Annotated in this window: 18 protein-coding genes; 10 read left to right on the forward strand and 8 right to left on the reverse strand. The window is 72.0% G+C overall.

What is annotated here, in order from left to right:
- Positions 1-30 precede the first annotated feature (30 nt).
- Positions 31-738: a DUF4191 domain-containing protein gene (locus AB0P41_RS00460; protein WP_356707365.1), complete on the forward strand. Its 708-nt coding sequence runs from the start codon at positions 31-33 to the stop codon at positions 736-738.
- Between the two features lie 66 nt (positions 739-804).
- On the opposite strand, the gene AB0P41_RS00465 is transcribed toward AB0P41_RS00460, so the two are convergent.
- Positions 805-1,272, reverse strand: a complete 468-nt coding sequence (locus tag AB0P41_RS00465; protein WP_356707366.1) for an RDD family protein — start codon at positions 1,270-1,272, stop codon at positions 805-807.
- A gap of 222 nt (positions 1,273-1,494) precedes the next feature.
- Here AB0P41_RS00465 and glnA point away from each other — a divergent pair, with 222 nt between their 5' ends.
- The gene (gene glnA, locus AB0P41_RS00470; RefSeq protein ID WP_356707367.1) at positions 1,495-2,904 is read left to right on the forward strand and encodes a type I glutamate--ammonia ligase; all 1,410 of its coding nucleotides are present in this window, start codon (positions 1,495-1,497) and stop codon (positions 2,902-2,904) included.
- Between the two features lie 114 nt (positions 2,905-3,018).
- Here the strand turns inward: glnA and AB0P41_RS00475 are convergent, their stop codons facing one another.
- The 4 genes from AB0P41_RS00475 to AB0P41_RS00490 form a co-directional block, all read right to left on the reverse strand.
- Positions 3,019-4,767 carry a choline/carnitine O-acyltransferase gene (locus AB0P41_RS00475; RefSeq protein WP_365929180.1) on the reverse strand — a complete coding sequence of 583 codons (1,749 nt, stop codon included), beginning with the start codon at positions 4,765-4,767 and terminating at the stop codon, positions 3,019-3,021.
- Between the two features lie 100 nt (positions 4,768-4,867).
- Positions 4,868-5,674, reverse strand: coding sequence for a class I SAM-dependent methyltransferase (locus AB0P41_RS00480; protein ID WP_356707369.1), 807 nt, complete (start codon positions 5,672-5,674; stop codon positions 4,868-4,870).
- 51 nt (positions 5,675-5,725) lie between these two features.
- On the reverse strand, positions 5,726-6,589 hold the full coding sequence (locus AB0P41_RS00485) for an arpA protein (protein WP_356707370.1): 864 nt from the start codon (positions 6,587-6,589) through the stop codon (positions 5,726-5,728).
- A 225-nt stretch (positions 6,590-6,814) separates the two neighbouring features.
- Positions 6,815-7,084, reverse strand: a complete 270-nt coding sequence (locus AB0P41_RS00490) for a hypothetical protein (protein ID WP_356707371.1) — start codon at positions 7,082-7,084, stop codon at positions 6,815-6,817.
- Positions 7,085-7,202: 118 nt separating this feature from the next.
- On the opposite strand from AB0P41_RS00490, the gene AB0P41_RS00495 reads away from it, so the two are divergent.
- Positions 7,203-7,562: an arsenate reductase family protein gene (locus AB0P41_RS00495; protein WP_356707372.1), complete on the forward strand. Its 360-nt coding sequence runs from the start codon at positions 7,203-7,205 to the stop codon at positions 7,560-7,562.
- Here AB0P41_RS00495 and AB0P41_RS00500 read toward each other — a convergent pair.
- Positions 7,492-8,418, reverse strand: a complete 927-nt coding sequence (locus AB0P41_RS00500) for an alpha/beta hydrolase (protein WP_365929182.1) — start codon at positions 8,416-8,418, stop codon at positions 7,492-7,494. The genes AB0P41_RS00495 and AB0P41_RS00500 overlap by 71 nt on opposite strands.
- Positions 8,419-8,470: 52 nt before the next feature.
- Here AB0P41_RS00500 and AB0P41_RS00505 point away from each other — a divergent pair, with 52 nt between their 5' ends.
- Positions 8,471-8,923, forward strand: coding sequence for a MarR family transcriptional regulator (locus tag AB0P41_RS00505; protein WP_365929184.1), 453 nt, complete (start codon positions 8,471-8,473; stop codon positions 8,921-8,923).
- Positions 8,924-9,007: 84 nt separating this feature from the next.
- On the opposite strand, the gene AB0P41_RS00510 is transcribed toward AB0P41_RS00505, so the two are convergent.
- Positions 9,008-9,931, reverse strand: coding sequence for a Gfo/Idh/MocA family oxidoreductase (locus AB0P41_RS00510; protein WP_356707375.1), 924 nt, complete (start codon positions 9,929-9,931; stop codon positions 9,008-9,010).
- 205 nt (positions 9,932-10,136) lie between these two features.
- On the opposite strand from AB0P41_RS00510, the gene glnII reads away from it, so the two are divergent.
- The 6 genes from glnII (at position 10,137) to AB0P41_RS00540 (ending at position 17,047) form a co-directional block, all read left to right on the forward strand.
- Positions 10,137-11,171, forward strand: coding sequence for a glutamine synthetase (gene glnII / locus AB0P41_RS00515; protein WP_356707376.1), 1,035 nt, complete (start codon positions 10,137-10,139; stop codon positions 11,169-11,171).
- A 357-nt stretch (positions 11,172-11,528) separates the two neighbouring features.
- Complete coding sequence (locus AB0P41_RS00520) at positions 11,529-12,152, forward strand: winged helix-turn-helix domain-containing protein (RefSeq protein ID WP_365929186.1); 624 nt, start codon at positions 11,529-11,531, stop codon at positions 12,150-12,152.
- A 182-nt stretch (positions 12,153-12,334) separates the two neighbouring features.
- Positions 12,335-13,600, forward strand: a complete 1,266-nt coding sequence (locus tag AB0P41_RS00525) for a sensor domain-containing protein (protein ID WP_356707378.1) — start codon at positions 12,335-12,337, stop codon at positions 13,598-13,600.
- Positions 13,585-14,232, forward strand: a complete 648-nt coding sequence (locus tag AB0P41_RS00530) for a response regulator transcription factor (RefSeq protein ID WP_356707379.1) — start codon at positions 13,585-13,587, stop codon at positions 14,230-14,232. Before AB0P41_RS00525 ends, AB0P41_RS00530 begins: the two co-directional genes overlap by 16 nt.
- 100 nt (positions 14,233-14,332) lie before the next feature.
- The gene (locus tag AB0P41_RS00535) at positions 14,333-16,258 is read left to right on the forward strand and encodes a hypothetical protein (RefSeq protein ID WP_365929188.1); all 1,926 of its coding nucleotides are present in this window, start codon (positions 14,333-14,335) and stop codon (positions 16,256-16,258) included.
- Positions 16,259-16,312: 54 nt separating this feature from the next.
- Complete coding sequence (locus AB0P41_RS00540; RefSeq protein WP_356707381.1) at positions 16,313-17,047, forward strand: TetR/AcrR family transcriptional regulator; 735 nt, start codon at positions 16,313-16,315, stop codon at positions 17,045-17,047.
- Here AB0P41_RS00540 and AB0P41_RS00545 read toward each other — a convergent pair.
- Entirely contained in the window at positions 17,032-17,382 is a 351-nt protein-coding gene (locus AB0P41_RS00545; RefSeq protein ID WP_356707382.1) for a 5-carboxymethyl-2-hydroxymuconate Delta-isomerase, read from the reverse strand. The genes AB0P41_RS00540 and AB0P41_RS00545 overlap by 16 nt on opposite strands.
- Between the last annotated feature and the right edge of the window lie 5 nt (positions 17,383-17,387).

Genomic DNA, 17,387 nt, shown 5'->3' on the forward strand with positions numbered 1-17,387 from the left:
GTCACTCCCGCGCCACGTAAACTTCCGTACATGGCGAGGAAGGCAAACACTGACGGCGCGGACAGCGCCGAGAACGCGGGGCGGCTCAAGCAGATCGCCCTGACCTACAAGATGACCAGGCGGTCGGACCCCAAGGTGGGTCTTGTCGTCGCGGGTGTGGGAATCGTCACCTTCGGTGTCATCCTCGCCATCGGTTTCCTGATCGGTCACCCGGTCTACGCGGGCATCCTGGGCTTCGTACTGGCCTTCCTCGCGATGGCGATCATCTTCGGACGGCGTGCCGAGCGTGCGGCCTTCGGTCAGATGGAGGGACAGCCCGGCGCGGCGGCGGCGGTGCTCGACCGGGTCGGCCGTGGCTGGACCACGACCCCGGCCGTCGCGATGAACCGCAGCCAGGACGTCGTCCACCGGGCGGTCGGCAAGGCCGGCATCGTCCTGGTGGCGGAGGGCAACCCGAACCGGGTGAAGAGCCTGCTGGCGGCCGAGAAGAAGCGGATGGCCCGCATCGTCGTGGACGTGCCGGTGCACGACATCATCGTCGGCGACGGCGAGGGCCAGGTGCCGCTGAAGAAGGTGCGCACCACGATGCTGAAGCTCCCGCGGGTCCTGACCGGCCCGCAGGTGACCGCCGCCAACGACCGGCTCCGGGCGATGGGCGACCTGATGAGCAACATGCCGCTGCCCAAGGGTCCGATGCCGAAGGGCATGCGGATGCCGCGCGGCGGAAAGATGCGCTGACCGAGCACGTACGAAGAGAGCGGCCCCGGACGAGCGCATCGTCCGGGGCCGCTCTCTTCGTACGTCTCAGATGCGGACCTGGACGGCGCGGGCGAGCCGGTCGTGGAGGCCGCGGCTGTCGCGGTCCCAGACGACGGCCGGGATCACCAGGAGGAGCAGCACGCTCCGCACGACGACCCGTACGGCGCCGAGCCGCCCGCCGTCCTCGGCGATGACCCGCAGGCCCAGAATCCGCTTGCCCGGGGTGGAACCCACGGTTCCGACCGTCAGGAAGCTCATGACGAGGAAGACGCCGAGCGCCCAGTTCCCGGCCGACTGCTGGTCACCACGAGCGAGCAGGCCGTATGCGATCACCATGCACACGGCCCAGTCGATGAAGAGGGCCCCGAAGCGTCGGCCCAGCGGGGCGACGGACCCCGGGCCTTCCTGGGGCAGACCGAGGCGCTCGCCCCGGTAACCGAAGTCGGCGCCCATCTCCTCGGCCGCCGCGCGCGGCCCCGAGAGCCACGATCCGATTGCTTGCCTGTTGTCCACCCGACCACGGTACTGCGCCGGCCACCGCAGCCGACCGGGCGGGGCACGGAACACGTCGTTGAGGCGCCGCCCACAGCCCGCCTGGTTAACTTGTGCGAAACAATTGGGTCATGCTGGAGAAATCCTGTCTGCCTATGGTCGGGTCCAGCGTGTGCCACCGCACTGGCCACACAGACGAGCTGCAACCCCGCCCTTTCCCGGGTCGGGAGTAGGAGGAGTTGGATGTTCCAGAACGCCGACGAAGTCCAGAAGTACATCGCCGACAACGACGTCAAGTTCATCGACGTCCGGTTCTGCGACCTGCCGGGTGTGATGCAGCACTTCACGATTCCGGCGGCGACCTTCGACCCGGCCGAGGAACTGGCTTTCGACGGCTCGTCGATCCGCGGCTTCCAGGCCATCCACGAGTCGGACATGGCGCTCCGTGCGGACCTGTCCACGGCCCGTGTCGACCCGTTCCGCCGCGACAAGACGGTGAACGTCAACTTCTTCATCCACGACCCGATCACCGGCGAGCAGTACAGCCGTGACCCGCGGAACGTGGCCAAGAAGGCCGAGGCCTACCTCGCCTCGACCGGCATCGCCGACACGGCGTACTTCGGCCCCGAGGCGGAGTTCTACGTCTTCGACAACGTCCGCTTCCAGACGTCGGCGAACGAGAGCTTCTACCACATCGACTCCGAGGCCGGCGCCTGGAACACCGGTGCGGTCGAGAACAACCGCGGTTACAAGGTCCGCTACAAGGGCGGCTACTTCCCGACGCCGCCGGTCGACCACTTCGCCGACCTGCGCGCCGAGATCTCCATGGAGCTGGACAAGAACGGCCTCCAGGTCGAGCGCCAGCACCACGAGGTCGGCACCGCCGGCCAGGCCGAGATCAACTACAAGTTCAACACGCTGCTCGCCGCGGCCGACGACCTGATGCTCTTCAAGTACATCGTGAAGAACGTCGCCTGGCGCAACGGCAAGACCGCGACCTTCATGCCGAAGCCGATCTTCGGTGACAACGGCTCGGGCATGCACGTCCACCAGTCCCTGTGGTCCGGCGGCTCCCCACTGTTCTACGACGAGCAGGGCTACGCGGGCCTCTCGGACATGGCGCGCTACTACATCGGCGGCATCCTGAAGCACGCCCCGTCGCTGCTGGCCTTCACCAACCCGACGGTGAACTCCTACCACCGCCTGGTCCCGGGCTTCGAGGCGCCGGTCAACATGGTGTACTCGCAGCGCAACCGCTCCGCCGCGATGCGCATCCCGATCACGGGCTCCAACCCGAAGGCGAAGCGCGTCGAGTTCCGCGCCCCCGACCCGTCCTCGAACCCGTACCTGGCGTTCTCGGCCCTGCTGATGGCCGGCCTGGACGGCGTGAAGAACAAGATCGAGCCGCCGGAGCCGATCGACAAGGACCTCTACGAGCTGGCGCCCGAGGAGCACGCGAGCGTGCAGCAGGTCCCGACCTCGCTCCCGGCGGTCCTCGACGCGCTCGAGGCCGACCACGAGTACCTCCAGGCCGGCGGCGTCTTCACGCCCGACCTGATCGAGACGTGGATCGACTACAAGCGCACCCACGAGATCGCCCCGATCCAGCTGCGTCCGCACCCGCACGAGTTCGAGCTGTACTTCGACCTCTAGGCACACCGCGGTTCGCGGGAACATGAGCGAGGGCCGCTGCTCCCCGGTCGGGGGTGGCGGCCCTCGCTCGTGCGTCATGCCGGAGGTGTTCCGGCGGCCGGTGCGCCTCCCGGGTCAGTCCGCCAGCAGTTCCCGCAGTCCGGTGACCGCCTCGCGGAGGTGGTCCGCGAAGGCGTGCATCTGGCCGGCCACCGCCCGCGGGGTGCTCAGGTAGAGGTTGAAGCGGTCCGGCAGCAGGACGTACGCGACACCGATGCAGCGGCTGCTCGTGGAGCCGAAGCCGAAGTACTGGATGTTCTCGGAGGGCGCCGAGCTCGTGCTCAGGTAGTCGTCCCGCATGGTGAGCCAGCCCGGGGAGCGGTAGAGGGCGGGCTGCTCGCGCACCCCCAGTTCGTCGCCGCGGCGGCGCTGGATCAGTTCGAGCTCCCAGAGGTGCTGCTCGGGGGCCTCGCCCGCCTGGCACTCCTTCGCCCGCGCCACATGGGCCCCGGCGGCGGCCCGGAACGCGGCGCGGCGGGTGTCGCGGCCGGCCGTCGGGTCGTCCATCGCCGCGACGAAGGCGGACATCTCGGGGGTGACCACGCGCATCGCCTCGGTGCGGCCGTGGCGGTACTGCCGGGTGGCGATGGACTCGTACGTGGCTCCCAGGTGGCCCTTGGCGCGCTGGTGGGCCAGCTGGTACGCGACCTGGACGAAGGCGTCCGGGGACACCCCGAGCGCTTTGGCCGCCGTACTGCCGAAGTCCTCGAACGACACGGTGCGGGTGGCGGTGGCGTCGCCGTACGCGGCGAACTCCTCGGCCGCGGCGCGCACCCGCGCCCGCTGGGACGCGTCCAGTTCGAAGGCCAGGGGGCGCGGGACCGGCTCGCCCTGGGGGCGCGCCCCGGAGAGGCGGGAGTGCTCGTCCGGCGGGGTGCCGAGCAGGGCGTCGGTGAAGCTGAGGATGGTCGTCCCGTCCAGCTCGCAGTGCTCGACGTTGATGCCGGCCCGGCCGTCCGCGTGGACGACGAAGGAGACGGCCTTGTCGAACCAGCGGTTGCCCCGGTCCCCGTGGAGCAGTTCGTCGCAGGCGGCCTGGGTGTCCTCGGGTGCGAAGTCCTCCAGGCAGACGCAGAAGAGCGCGGTCTCGATGTCGTCCAGCGTGCGGGCGTTGCCGGGGTGGCCGTCGACGAGGGACGCCCGGGTGGCCGCCCACTCCGCCCGCGCCATGGTGGTGAGGTGGCCGGCCCGCTCCTCCTCGGGCGTGTGGACGTCGGCCTTGGTGACGGCGCGCAGCCCGGCCTCGATCTCGTCGAGGGTGTGGGGCACGCCGTCGGGGCCGAGCACGTCCAGCCGGAACATGGTGCCCCGGAAGAACACGACGATGTGCCGGGCCGTGGACGGCCCGGGTGCCTGTTCGCTGTACGGCGCGCGCACCGTGTCCAGCGGCACCCCGGGGATGCGGGTGGTGGAGAAGAGGTACGCGTTCTGCACCATCGACTGGGGAACGCCGCGCTGCTCCAGCGGCGCGATCAGCCCCTCGTCGAGCCGCCGCTTGTAGTGCAGCGCGCCCGCGACGAGCCCGGCCGCCCGGTCGAGCTGCCCCTGCCCGGTGTCCTGGAACAGGAAGAAGAAGTTGGCGTTGAGCGCGATCCGGTCCCGGCGGCCGAGGTAGCGGTACGGCCAGAAGGTGTCGAGCCAGCTGTGCACACCCTCCGTGGCGTCGTACTCCTCCAGCGCCGCGTGCAGCGTCCGGCCGGGGCCGCCGGGCCGCAGGAAGGCGGCGACCTCGGCCTCCGTCGCGGCCCGCTCCTCGGCGGTCAGCAGTGGGGCGCACCAGGCGAGGAACCTCTCGCAGCTCGCCTCGAGCGAGGGCAGCGGCACGCGCGGAAGGCTTCCTTCACGGGCGAAGGTCGCGCCGGCTGCTGCTTCCTGACTGACGTTCAATGCGGCTCTCTTCTCGGTGAGTGGGGATGGTCGGGGTCTACCGGTGCTGCGGCCTGGAGAGATGGAGCTGAGCGTAGAGCCAGCCTTCCTCCTCCAGCCCGCTCGCGTCCACACCGGCCTCGGCGAGACTGTCCAGGACGCCCTGCCGCTCCTGCGGGCCCGCGAAACGCCGCTGCCTGAAGACCCCGTCGACCCGGGTCGTGCGGTAACCCAGCTCCTCCAGCGCCTTCTCGACGGGGTCGAAGGGGAACATCCGCAGCACGAAGTGCGCCATCCAGGGGAGGCGGCCGTCCTGCGCCTCGACGACACGGGTGAGGGTGCGCTCGGTGACGTAGCCGATGCAGCCCGTCGAGATCACCAGGTCCGTCCCGGCGAGCAGGTCGCGCTGCGCGGGGGTGGGGTCGTCCGCCTCCAGGTCGGCGTTGACGGTGGCGTCGAGGAAGCCGGCTTCGTGGGCGTAGGCCAGTGCGCCGGCGGAGGCGTCCAGGCCGGTGAAGCGCAGCGCCCGCGCGGGGCTGCGGGAACGGGAGAGGTCGCGGTCCCGCTCCAGCAGTCCGGCGCGGGTGGCGGGGCCGCTGCCGTCGTAGCGCGCGTACAGCTCGTCCATCGTGGCGTCGTACTTGAGCAGGGCGGCGTTGATCCCGTACGAGCAGCCGATGTCCAGCACGCGGGGGACGGTGACCTGTTCCGTCTCCCGGTACTCCTTGACGAGCTTGTCGAACCAGGGCTTGGCCAGTTGGGGCACGCAGTAGCCGAGCGGGCGGAGCACCTGGAAGTAGGTGCGGGGGTCGGGCGCGGTGTAGATGTGGTCCAGCGAGACTTTTCCGGACGCGTCGAGACGCAAGGGGTTCTCCTCGGTGGGGCGCGTGGCAGTGCCTGAACCGTTCGCCGTGCCCTAGTCCAGGAGCTGGTCACCCCGTACGGCCCGGCCTTCCGCCGCCAGGTGTTCGGGCAGTACGCGGCCGAAGAGCTGCCGGGTGCGCGACACGCTGCCGATGACGCCGGGGCGCTCGCTGTAGGCGAAGATCGCACTGTGGCGCGCGAGGCCGCCACGGACGGGACTGACCCGGTGCAACGAGTAGCGGCCCTTGAAGAGTTGGAGGTCGCCGGGGCGCAGGGGCAGGCGCTCCGGGGCGCCCTTGCCGTCCAGGACGTCCCGGACGTCGTCGAAGCGCTCGTCGTCGGCGGACCTGATGTTCGGGCAGTACTCGAACGACCCGCCCTCCTGCGCCTCCTGGGTCAGCATGCTGACCGTGTACTCGTTGGTGTCGAAGTGCCAGGGGTGCTCCATGCCCGGCCGTACGACGTTGAGCACCAGCCCGGAGAGCGGGTCGGCGAGTTCGTGGAGGCCGGGGAGTCCGAAACAGTCGGCGACGAAGCGCTGGAACGCCTCGTGGGCGTAGAGCCGGCTGATGAGGGAGTCCCCGGGGATGTGGTCGCGGGCGACGAACGCGTTGCCGCGCTCGAAGGTGCGGCGGCCGGGGTGGTGTTCGGGCAGGTCCTCGTCCACGTCGATGTTGTAGACGTTGACCGTCTCGACGTCGAAGTACGCGTGCGGGGCGAGGGCGGCGCACTCCTGTCGCAGGACCTCCTGGAGCGGAGGGCGGACGAAGTCCGGGAGTACGGTGCAGCCGGCCTCGGCCAGTTCGCGCCGCGCCCGCGCCACCACGGCGCGGGCCTGTGGGCTCCCGGGTTCCGACAAGGGGTAGTGGTCCGTGTCGACCACCTGGTCGAGCGTGATGGCTTGCAGAGTGCTCATTACGACCCTCTCACGCGTGGACGCCGGTAACTCAACTGACGAGTAACAGAGTTGAAGTTCCCACAGCCCTGCTGTGGTTGTCTGTGACACGTCACACTTCCGGAGAGCGCCCGCGGTGGCCAGAGGCCCTTTCCGGCCGCGACCGGCGGTCCCGCACCCGTCCCGGACGGGTGTCGGAACCGGCGCCTGTGCCCCCGGGCTCCCGGGGGCACAGGCGGGCAGGGGTCAGCGGCCGTAGCGGATCAGGGCGCGGACCATGCGGCAGGTGGTGTCGGACGGCGGGTGGATGGCGAGACGGTCCGCGGTGGCGCGGATGCGGGCGTTGTCGGCGCTCGACGGCTGGTACACCCCGGTGTCGAGCAGGGCTATCGCCAGGCGCATGGCCTTCAGGCGGCGGTTGTGGGAGACATACCACTCACGGGGCCGGCCCGCGGGGAGCGGCTTCTTCCGCAGCGGCTTGTGGAGCGGCTCGGTCGTGACTGTGGCGACGGCCATCGGCAACCTCCTGGCACGGTGGTGGAACCCTCACGAACTCCCCCTATTCTACTGCCGCCCACTGACAATCAGCCCTGGCCAGAGGGGTTTTCGGGGCCCCTCCCGTACCCTGGGCCCCATGGAGATCTGGATCAATCCCGCCTGTTCCAAATGCCGCAGCGCGATCAGCCTGCTCGACGCGGAGGGCGCCGATTACACGGTCCGCCGCTATCTGGAGGACGTGCCCTCACCCGAGGAGATCCGGGCCGTGCTCGACCGTCTCGGACTGGAGCCGTGGGACATCACCCGGACCCAGGAGGCGGAGGCCAAGGAGCTCGGGGTCGGGGAGTGGCCGAGGGACGCCGGTTCGCGCGAGCGGTGGATCGCGGCGCTGGCCGGACACCCGAAGCTGATCCAGCGTCCGATCATCACCGCGCAGGACGGTTCGGCCGTGGTGGCGCGGACGGACGAGGCGGTACGGGACGCGCTGGGGCGCTGAGGAATGCCTCGATGTGGCGGCTGATCGCGGCCGCCCCGGGGGCGCCCAGCGGCATGGAGTGGTGGGTGGCTCCCCCGACCGTCACCGTCCGGGCGTGCGGGAGCAGCCGGCCGGCCGAGGCAGCGACGCGTCCCGCGTCGTGGGCGCGGCTGTCCTCGGCGAGCACGACGAGCGTCTCCACGTCCAGGCTCCGCAGCTCCTCGGGCGAGGGCCTCGGCCCGGTGACCGGGCGGGCGGAGGGGAAGGCCACCGCCTCGTCCCGCAGCCGCGTCCAGGCGGAGCTCAGGGGTGCGCCTCCCGTCTCCCAGGCCAGGAACGCGCGGGTGCGGCGGACCGTGGGGCGCAGCAGCATCGGCAGGGCGTGCAGCAGATAGCCGGGCCGGAAGCCGGCGAAGCACCCGGTCGGGTCCACCAGGACGAGCCGGCTCACGCGCCGGGGCGCGTGCAGGGCGTACCGCAGGGCGATCCAGCCGCCGTACGAGTGGCCGCAGAGCGCGGCGGATTCCGCGCCCAGGCCGTCCAGCAGGGCGTCGAGCCACGCCGTCAGCCCGGCCGCCGAGCGGAGCGGGCGCTCCCCCGGTGTGCTGCGGCCCGGCTCGCCGACGAGATCCACCGCGTGGACGCGGTGGGCGCGTCCCAGGTGGGCCGCCTGGGACGACCACACGGTGGAGGTGGCGCCGCCGCCGGGCAGCAGGACCAGGGGCGGTGCGCCCTCGGGCCCGCAGCTGTTGACGTGCGTCGCGCCGTACGGGGTCGGGATCAGGGACGAGGACGTCCCGGCGGGCCAGTCGGCGGCCAGGACTTCGTCGTACGCGGCGAGGAAGCCCGGTGGGACGGGGCGGGATGCGTGCGTCATGGATACCTCCTGCGTTCTTATTTTATCTCGCTCAGCGAGATAAAATAGGGGAATGACCGATGAAGACGGGCCGGAGATGGCCACAGTCCATCTGCTGCGCCGGGTTTCGGTCGAATTCAGCCTGCGACAGGCGGAGTTCGCCACCCGGAACGGGATGCACCCCACCGACGTACGCGCCTTGATCTGCCTGCTCGACGCAGCCCGTTCGGGGACGCCGGTGACCGCGGGCCGGCTCGGGGCCCAGCTGGGGCTCAACTCCGCGGGGACCACCGCGCTCATCGACCGGCTGGAGCGCCTCGGCCACCTCACCCGCACCCGGGACGCCCGCGACCGCCGCCGGGTGCTGCTCGCGGTCGACGCGCGGGCGGTCGAGCGGGGGCAGGAGTTCTTCGGGGCTCCTCTGGCCCGCATGGCCGACCTGCTGCGTACCTTCGACGACCGGGAAGCCGCGGCCGTCCGGCGCTTCCTCCAGGAGGCGCACACGGCACTGGCCGAGCGGCCTTAGGGTTCCGGCGCCCGGCCCCGCATGGTCCGGACGCCGGCACCACAACCGGCCGTCCAGACCTGCTCCTGGGACATGACGAGCGGATCAGGCCCGCCCCACCGCTTCCTCCGCCTGCGCGAGCACCTCGGTGAGCCGCAGCCCGAACCGTACGTCGCAGGGGTGCGCCACTCCCGTACGCGCCGCGTCGGCCAGCGCGTCCACGGCCGCACCGAACGCGCCGAGCGCGTCGCCGCCTCCCGTCGGCAGGGCGGACACGCCCCGCTCGCCCCGGAATTCGACCTCGGTGCCGGCCGCGCGTTCCGGTGCGCCCAGGGCGAGCGTCACCGTGCTCGACGCGCCGGAGGTGTGGCGCAGCAGCAGATGGGTGGCGTCGGCCGGGCCACGGGCCGCGACCACCTCCGTCACATCGCCCAGGACCGGGATCAGGACCGAGAGCGCGTGCGGGCCCACGTCCCAGAGGCCGCCCTTCTCGCGGCGCCAGGGCGAGGCGCCGAACTCGCTGCTCGCGCCCGGGGCGAACAGCGCGCCCATCCACAGGGCGCGTGCCGTGAACCAGCCGCCTGCCGCGGCCTGTTCGGCGATCCACCCGGCCGTGCCCTCGGCGAACCTCAGGGTGCAGAAGACCACGGAGGCGACCCGTGCCCGCTCGGCGGCGTCGGCGACCGCGCGTGCACCCGCCACGGTGGTGGCGACCGGCTTGTCCAGCAGGAGGTGGCAGCCGGCCTCGGCGGCGCGCGCGGCCAGGGTCGCCTGGACGTCCGGCGGCACGGCGAACGCCACCGCGTCGCTCGCGGCCAGGAGCGCGTCGATGCCCGCCTCGCCGGTGTACGCCTCGGCTCCGTGGGCGGCGGCGAGCGCGTCCGCCGCTTCGGGGCGGCGCCCCCATACGCCGCTCAGCACGGCGGCGGGGTGGGCGGCGAGGGCGGGGGCGTGGGTGAGGCGCGCCCAGGGGCCCGCACCGACGAGGCCGACCCGCAGCGGCGCGGCGGAATCCTGGTGAGTGGTCATACCGCCAGTCTGCCCGGGGCGGGCCGCCGGCGCGGAACGTATCCAGTACGCCGCTGGGTGAGACGGCACCGGGCGGCGGGGACCTGGCGTCGGGTGTCTTCGCGAAACCTCGGTAACACGGGGTTCACATTCGGGCAACGGTCGGGAAATCGCGCCTTGCGAAGCTGCGCACCATAGACCGCAGCACCCGCAAAGGATGGCGTCCGTGACGTTCAAGGCTGAGTACATCTGGATCGACGGCACCGAGCCGACCGCCAAGCTTCGTTCCAAGACGAAGATCATGGCCGGGAGCCCTTCGAAGGCCGTGGCGGACCTGCCCATCTGGGGCTTCGACGGTTCGAGCACCAACCAGGCCGAGGGCCACGCCTCCGACCGGGTCCTGAAGCCGGTCTTCGCGTGTCCGGACCCGATCCGCGGCGGTGACGACATCCTCGTCCTGTGCGAGGTCTTCCACATCGACATGACTCCGCACGAGTCCAACACCCGTGCCTCGCTGCGTCCGGTCGCCGAGCAGTTCGCGGGCCAGGAGCCCATCTTCGGCATCGAGCAGGAGTACACCTTCTTCGACGGACACCGTCCGCTCGGCTTCCCCGAGGGCGGCTTCCCGGCCGCGCAGGGCGGCTACTACTGCGGTGTGGGCTCCGACGAGATCTTCGGCCGCGAGATCGTCGAGAAGCACCTCGACAACTGCCTGAAGGCGGGCCTCGCGATCTCCGGCATCAACGCCGAGGTCATGCCCGGCCAGTGGGAGTTCCAGGTCGGTCCGGTCTCGCCGCTGGAGGTCTCCGACCACCTGTGGATCGCCCGCTGGCTGCTCTACCGCACCGCCGAGGACTTCGACGTCTCCGCGACCCTGGACCCGAAGCCGGTCAAGGGCGACTGGAACGGCGCGGGCGCGCACACCAACTTCTCCACGAAGGCGATGCGCGAGGGCTACGAGGCGATCATCACCGCGGCGGAGTCGCTCGGTGAGGGATCGAAGCCGATGGACCACGTCAAGAACTACGGCGCGGGCATCGACGACCGTCTCACCGGCCTGCACGAGACCGCCCCGTGGAACGAGTACAGCTACGGCGTCTCCGACCGCGGCGCCTCGGTCCGCATCCCGTGGCAGGTCGAGCAGGACCAGAAAGGCTACATCGAGGACCGTCGCCCCAACGCCAACGTCGACCCGTACGTGGTCACGCGGCTGATCGTCGACACCTGCTGCACCGCGCTGGAGAAGGCCGGCCAGGTCTGATCCGTCACCGGTCCGGCACGAAGGGGCGTCCGCTCGCGGGCGCCCCTTCGGCGTGCCCGGCCGGTGCGGGAGGGGAGCGTGAGGAAGCCGACACGGCGGCCCGTACCGACGGGTGGGAGGACTCTCCTGCGCGGCCGCAATCTCTGCTTCAATGGGGACATGGCCAGCTTCCAGCACACCGCGTCGGGTCGCAGCGACCTCGAGCCGTTCTGGCCCTCCCGTCAGCACCATGACTTCGACCGGGTGTGTTGCCGCGCGTGGAACGCGCAGGCCCTCTAAAGCCGCATCACCCCGGCCTTCGGCCCGCGCGCACGACGTACGTCCTGGACGACTCCTCGCGCGAAAGAGCTGACCCTCATGGCGAACACCCGTACCTTCTCCACCGCTTCCGCCGTCACCGCGGCGTCCGCTGCGGCCACCACCGACGCCCGTAACACCCTCTCCCCCGGCCGACACCGGCTGCGTGCCGTCGACCGTGACGAGGTCGTCGAGCTCTCGGACCTCGCCGGCTTCCTGCCGCCGGGCGCCACCTGGCTGCCCGCGCCCCAGCACACGCTGCCGGCCCTGCCGGGCCGGCCTCCGATGGTCGGTTACCTGGTGCTCGTGCCCGCCGACCAGCAGCCCGTTGCGGCCGGGGCCATGGCCTCCGCCCGGAACGGGGCGTTCGTTCCGGAGCCGGCGGTGACCGACGCCCCGGCCGACGGCCCCGTGCGGATCGACTCGACGCGGCGCACCGCCGCCGTGGACGGCGTCGCCCTCGATCTCACCTACCTGGAGTTCGAGCTGCTGGCACACCTGGTGGCGCAGCCGCACCGGGTGCACACCCGGGACCAGCTGGTGACGACGGTCTGGGGTTACGGGCACGTGGGCGACGGGCGCACCGTCGACGTCCACGTGGCCCGGCTGCGCCGCAAGCTGGGCGCCGAGCACCGCCGGTCGATCCAGACCGTGCGGCGCGTGGGCTACAAGTACACGCCCTGATCGCACACCGCTCGTCCAGGAGGCCCCGGGTTCTCCCCTCCCCGGGGCCTTCCGCCGTTCCGACGGTGGTGCCAGGTACACCCCCGGCCGGGTGTCGGAACGGCTGACGGCGCCCCTTGCGCACAGGCGAGACTGGGTGCCGAACGGGATCCGATGTGGACCCGGCGAGGGGAGACACCACCATGAAGTCGGCACAGAGGCGGGTACGGACCGCGATGCTCGCCCAAGGGAGGGCATTCGTCCTCTCCTTCGCGAGCATCGTGGGCTCGGTCATCCTCTTCGTCCTGTCGGTCCTCTCGATCACCCTCGTCGTGATCGGGCTGGGGCTGGTCACCACTCCGTGGGTCATGGCAGCCGTGCGCAAGCACGCCAACCAGCGCCGGCTGCTCGCGGCGAGCTGGTCGGACATCCGCATCCCGGTGCCCTACCGGCCGTTCCCGAAGGACGTGCGCTCCGGGTTCACCGGCCAGGTCGAGCGCACCACCCTGCTGCTGAAGGACCCCGCCACCTGGCGGGATCTCCGGTGGCTGCTGATCGACATGACGGCGGGGTTCGTCCTGCTGGTCCTCGCCTACGCCCTGCTGGTCTACCCGCTGGAGGGGCTCGCACTGGCGGCGGGACTGTGGCGGGCCTTCGACGACGGCACGTACTGGTACGGATTCGTGCCGGTCAGCGGTCAGATGTCGGCCCTGGCCGCGGCGGCGCTCGGCGTCGCGATCTTCCATGTCGGGCTGTTCGCGAGCAAGCCCCTGCTGCGCCTGCACTTCGTGCTCGCCCGGTCGGCGCTCTCGCCCACCCCGGAGGAGCTCGCGCAGCGCATCGACCGGCTCACCGAGACCCGGCACGAGGCCGTGGACACGGCGGCGTCCGAACTGCGGCGCATCGAGCGGGACCTGCACGACGGGGCGCAGGCCCGGCTGGTCGCCATGGGCATGAACCTCGGCACCATCGAGGCGCTCGTCGAGAAGGATCCGGCGGAGGCGAAGAAGCTGCTGGCGATGGCCCGCACGTCCTCCGCGGAGGCCCTGACCGAGCTGCGTGACCTCGTACGGGGCATCCACCCGCCGGTGCTCGCCGAACGCGGGCTCGGGGACGCCGTGAAGGCGCTGGCCCTGCGGCTGCCGATCCCGTCGGAGGTCACCGTGGAGCTAGGCGGCCGGGCGGAGGCGCCGGTCGAGTCGGCGGCGTACTTCGCGGTGAGCGAGATCCTGACGAACGCGGTGAAGCACTCCGGCGCCGACCGCGTCTGGGTGGACATGCACCACTCCGATGGCATGCTGCGGATCTCCGTCACGGACAACGGCAAGGGCGGGGCGACCGTCGGAACGGGCTCGGGACTGAGCGGAGTCGAACGCCGGCTGGGTACATTCGACGGCGTCCTGGCCGTCAGCAGTCCTGCGGGCGGCCCCACCATGGTGACCATGGAGATCCCTTGCGCGTTGTCCTAGCCGAAGATCTCTTCCTGCTCCGCGACGGCCTCGTGCGCATGCTGGAAGCCTACGATTTCGAGATCGCGGCGGCGGTCGAGTCCGGGCCCGAACTGACCCGGGCCCTGGCCGAGCTGGAGCCGGACGTCGCCGTCGTCGACGTCCGGCTCCCGCCGTCCCACACGGACGAGGGCCTCCAGTGCGCGCTGGCCGCCCGCCGCCACAGACCCGGGCTGCCGGTCCTCGTCCTGTCGCAGCACGTGGAACAGCTGTACGCCCGGGAGCTCCTGGCCGACGGCAACGGCGGCATCGGCTATCTGCTGAAGGACCGGGTGTTCGACGCCGACCAGTTCATCGACGCCGTGCGGCGGGTCGCCGCGGGGGGTACGGCGATGGATCCTCAGGTCATCTCGCAGCTGCTGTCGCGGCGTTCGGCGGACGAGCCGATGGGCGGCCTGACGCCCCGTGAGCGCGAGGTGATGGAGCTGATGGCGCAGGGCCGTTCGAACGTGGCGATCGCGTCGCAACTGGTGGTCACGGAGCGGGCGGTGGCCAAGCACACCTCGAACATCTTCGGCAAGCTCGGCCTGCCCGTCTCGGACGACGACAACCGGCGCGTGCTCGCGGTCCTGGCCTACCTCGACCGGGGCTGACCGCACGGCCGGCGGGCAGGGCGGCCCGGCGCTGCCCGCACAACCCGCTCCGGAGCGCGCGCCGGAGTGACCATCGCACCATTCGCTCGTTCAGCTGAACATGCCCCCACTGCGAGCAGTACCGCCGTCCGCCGGCCGCCCGTATGCGGAGCGGTCCGCCGGGGAACGGGCCGAGGCCGCGCCGGCCGAGCACTACGCCCGGCTGGTGCGGCTCGCGTATCTCGTGCTGGCGCCCTCGCTCGGCCGTAACCGGCGGGTGCTGTCGGCCCACTGGCTGGTCCAGCGGGCCCTGGCCGGCGGGCAGGGCGGAGATCCGGGGAGCGCGTACGCGTACGTACGTCTGCGGGTGCTGCGTTCCGCGCTGGAGGCGGGGCTGCCGTTGCTCCGGTTCGGCCGGCCTCGGCGGACGCAGTTCCCGCCGCTGGTGCCGATGGTGTGGGGGCTGCGGCTGTTCCCGCACTCCTGCGGCGCGGACGAGCTGGCCCTGGAGCAGGCGCTGGCCGAGACGTCGGGGCCCTGCCGGGCGGCGCATGTGCTGCGGGGGCTCGAAGGGCTCGACGACTCCGAGGTGTGCCAAGTCCTGGAGGCGGCGGGTGTCGACGACCCCCGGGCGGCGCTGCTGGAGGCCGACGCGTTCACGGCGCCCCACGCCCTGCTGGCCTCCCCGGAGTTCGACCCGTGCTCGCTCCAGGTCAGGCCGACCGATCCGGTCCGCCGGCGGCGGCGCGGGCGGGCGCTCCTGGCCGGTGCGGGCGCCCTGCTGGTCTGCGGGACTCTGGTACTGATGCCCGGGGACGGCCTGGGCGGTCCCGACGCCTCTTCCGCGCCGCTCTACTCACGCAACCACACCGCCCAGCAGGCCCTGGATCCCACCGAGTTGCGCAGGGTGCCCGGCGGGCTCTGGCAGGGCTCCACGCGCAGGGACTTCACGGTCTGGCCGACGCGCGGCGACCGGGCCGGGGACACCGGTCTGCTGGGCCGCGCCCTCGCCGCGTGGGCGCGCCCCGGCCCGGCGGTGGCCGCGTCGGCGACGCCGGGGACGCCCGACGGGCCGCCGATGGGGCCGCCGCAGCTGCTCTACGCGGGCGAGGTGGGCCGGGCGGCCGTGGCGCTGTTCCACGACGGCCTGCGCGTCGTGCGCTACGCCGAGCCCCGGAACGCCGATCCGTCCGGGGGCGCCGCACTGGACTTCGCCCGGGTGGACGGCGCGGACGCGGTGGCCGCGAGCGCCCTGGTGGTCCAGCGGCGGGCGGGCCGGATCCGCTATCTGACCGCGCCCTGGGTCCGGGACGTCGGCGTACGTGATCTGCTCGCGCCGCACGAGGCGGCCCGGCCGCTGGCCCGTGACCGTCATGGGGTGACGGACCCGGTGACCCTGCCGGAGACCGGGGAGGGGGGCCGGGCCGACTGCCGTTCCTGGCAGGCCCTGGAGATGCGGGACGGCACCGCGGCACGTCTGATGACGGATCTCGGCGAACTGACTCCCGTACGCCTCACCTCCGGTGCGCCGTCGGCCCCGCACGACGTGGCGGGCCGGGCCGAGCGGGAGAGCTGGGCGCGCTCGGCCTGTCTGCTGCCGGCGGTGCGGTCCAACGGCGTTCGGTCGGTGAACTCCTGGCGGTACGCGAAGCAGCGGCTGCCGGAGGGAGAGGGCGACGCCCTGTGGTTCTGCACCAGGGCGGACACCTGGCGGGGCACGGGAAGCAGGGTTCTGGCCCAGTTCCAGGCACCGCCCGAGGTCTCGGGGGGCGCCGGGACGCCGGCGGCGGTCGCGGCCCGTGCCGAGGACTCGCCGGACTGCGGGATACGCAGGCCCCGGGTGCTGGCGGGCGTGCTCTGGAAGTCGGACGGCGGCCGGTGGTACGTACTGGCGGCCGGCTCACGGCAGTTCGCGGCCCTGACCGCGTCCGGAGGTGTGCGGGGCAGGACGCAGGGGCGGCTGCTGGCACTGCCCGCCAGGGAGGGCGTCCGCCCCCGGCTGGACGGGCTGCTCGCGGACGGCAGCCGGGTGGGCTCGCTGCACTGAGGCCGGAGGCGGGCAGGCGCAGGTCACTTGCCCTGTCCCGTTAGGCTGTTCGGCATGACGACCGGGGTGCGACGCAGGATGGGCGTCGACGAGCGCAGGGCCCAGTTGATCGGTGTCGCACTGGAGTTGTTCAGCAGCCGCTCCCCCGACGATGTGTCCATCGACGAGATCGCCGCGGCGGCCGGCATCTCGCGCCCGCTCGTCTACCACTACTTCCCCGGCAAGCGCAGCCTGTACGAGGCGGCGCTGAAGCGGGCCGCCGACGAACTGGCGGGCCGCTTCCTGGAGGCGCACGAAGGGCCCCTGGGGGCTCGACTGCTCCGGGTGATGCGCCGGTTCTTCGACTTCGTCGAGGAGCACGGGCCGGGCTTCGCCGCGCTGATGCGGGGTGGCCCGGCGCGTGGTTCCTCCACGGCCGACGCCCTGGTGGACGGGGTGCGGCAGGCGGCGTACGAGCAGATCGTCGCGCATCTCGGCGTCCCGCACCCGCCGGCCAGGCTGGAGCTCGTGGTGCGGTCCTGGGTGTCGCTGGCCGAGTCGACGGCGCTGCTCTGGCTCGACGGGAAGCGCGTTCCGCGCGCGGAGCTGGAGTTGCAGCTGGTGCACGACTTCGCGGCGCTGGCGTCGGTCAGCGCCGCGTACGACCAGGAGATGGCCGGCGTCATGCTGCGCGTCTTCGCGCAGGAGCCGGCGGACGGCCCGTTCGGCGAACTGCTGTCCAGGCTCTCGGTCCTGGCCCCCGCCGCACCGGCCGTCCCGCCGCAGCGGCTTCCTCAGTCCTTGCGGTAGGACGCGTCCAGGTCCCGCACCTCGGCGGACGCGTGGACGGTGAGGCCGTCGACCGGCTTCAGATGCCCGGACAGCAGCTTCAGGACGGCCTCCGTCAGCTGCGCCTTGATCTCGGGGGTCCGGCCGGGAAGCATCGCGATGGAGACGTTGACGACGCAGTCGCCCGCGGCGGCGTCACCGGCGACGAAGTCCTCGGCCCGGTGGAAGCGGGTCTTGCAGGCGGGGACCTTCGTGGAGACGGTCTCGGCGACGAGCGGGTGCAGGGCGAGGGCGAAACCGCGCCGGTCGAAGCTTTCGTCGAGCTCGGCGGAGTAGTCGACGGTGATCTGCGGCATCAAGC

This window comes from Streptomyces sp. NPDC079167 (assembly GCF_040686735.1).
Lineage (GTDB): Bacteria > Actinomycetota > Actinomycetes > Streptomycetales > Streptomycetaceae > Streptomyces.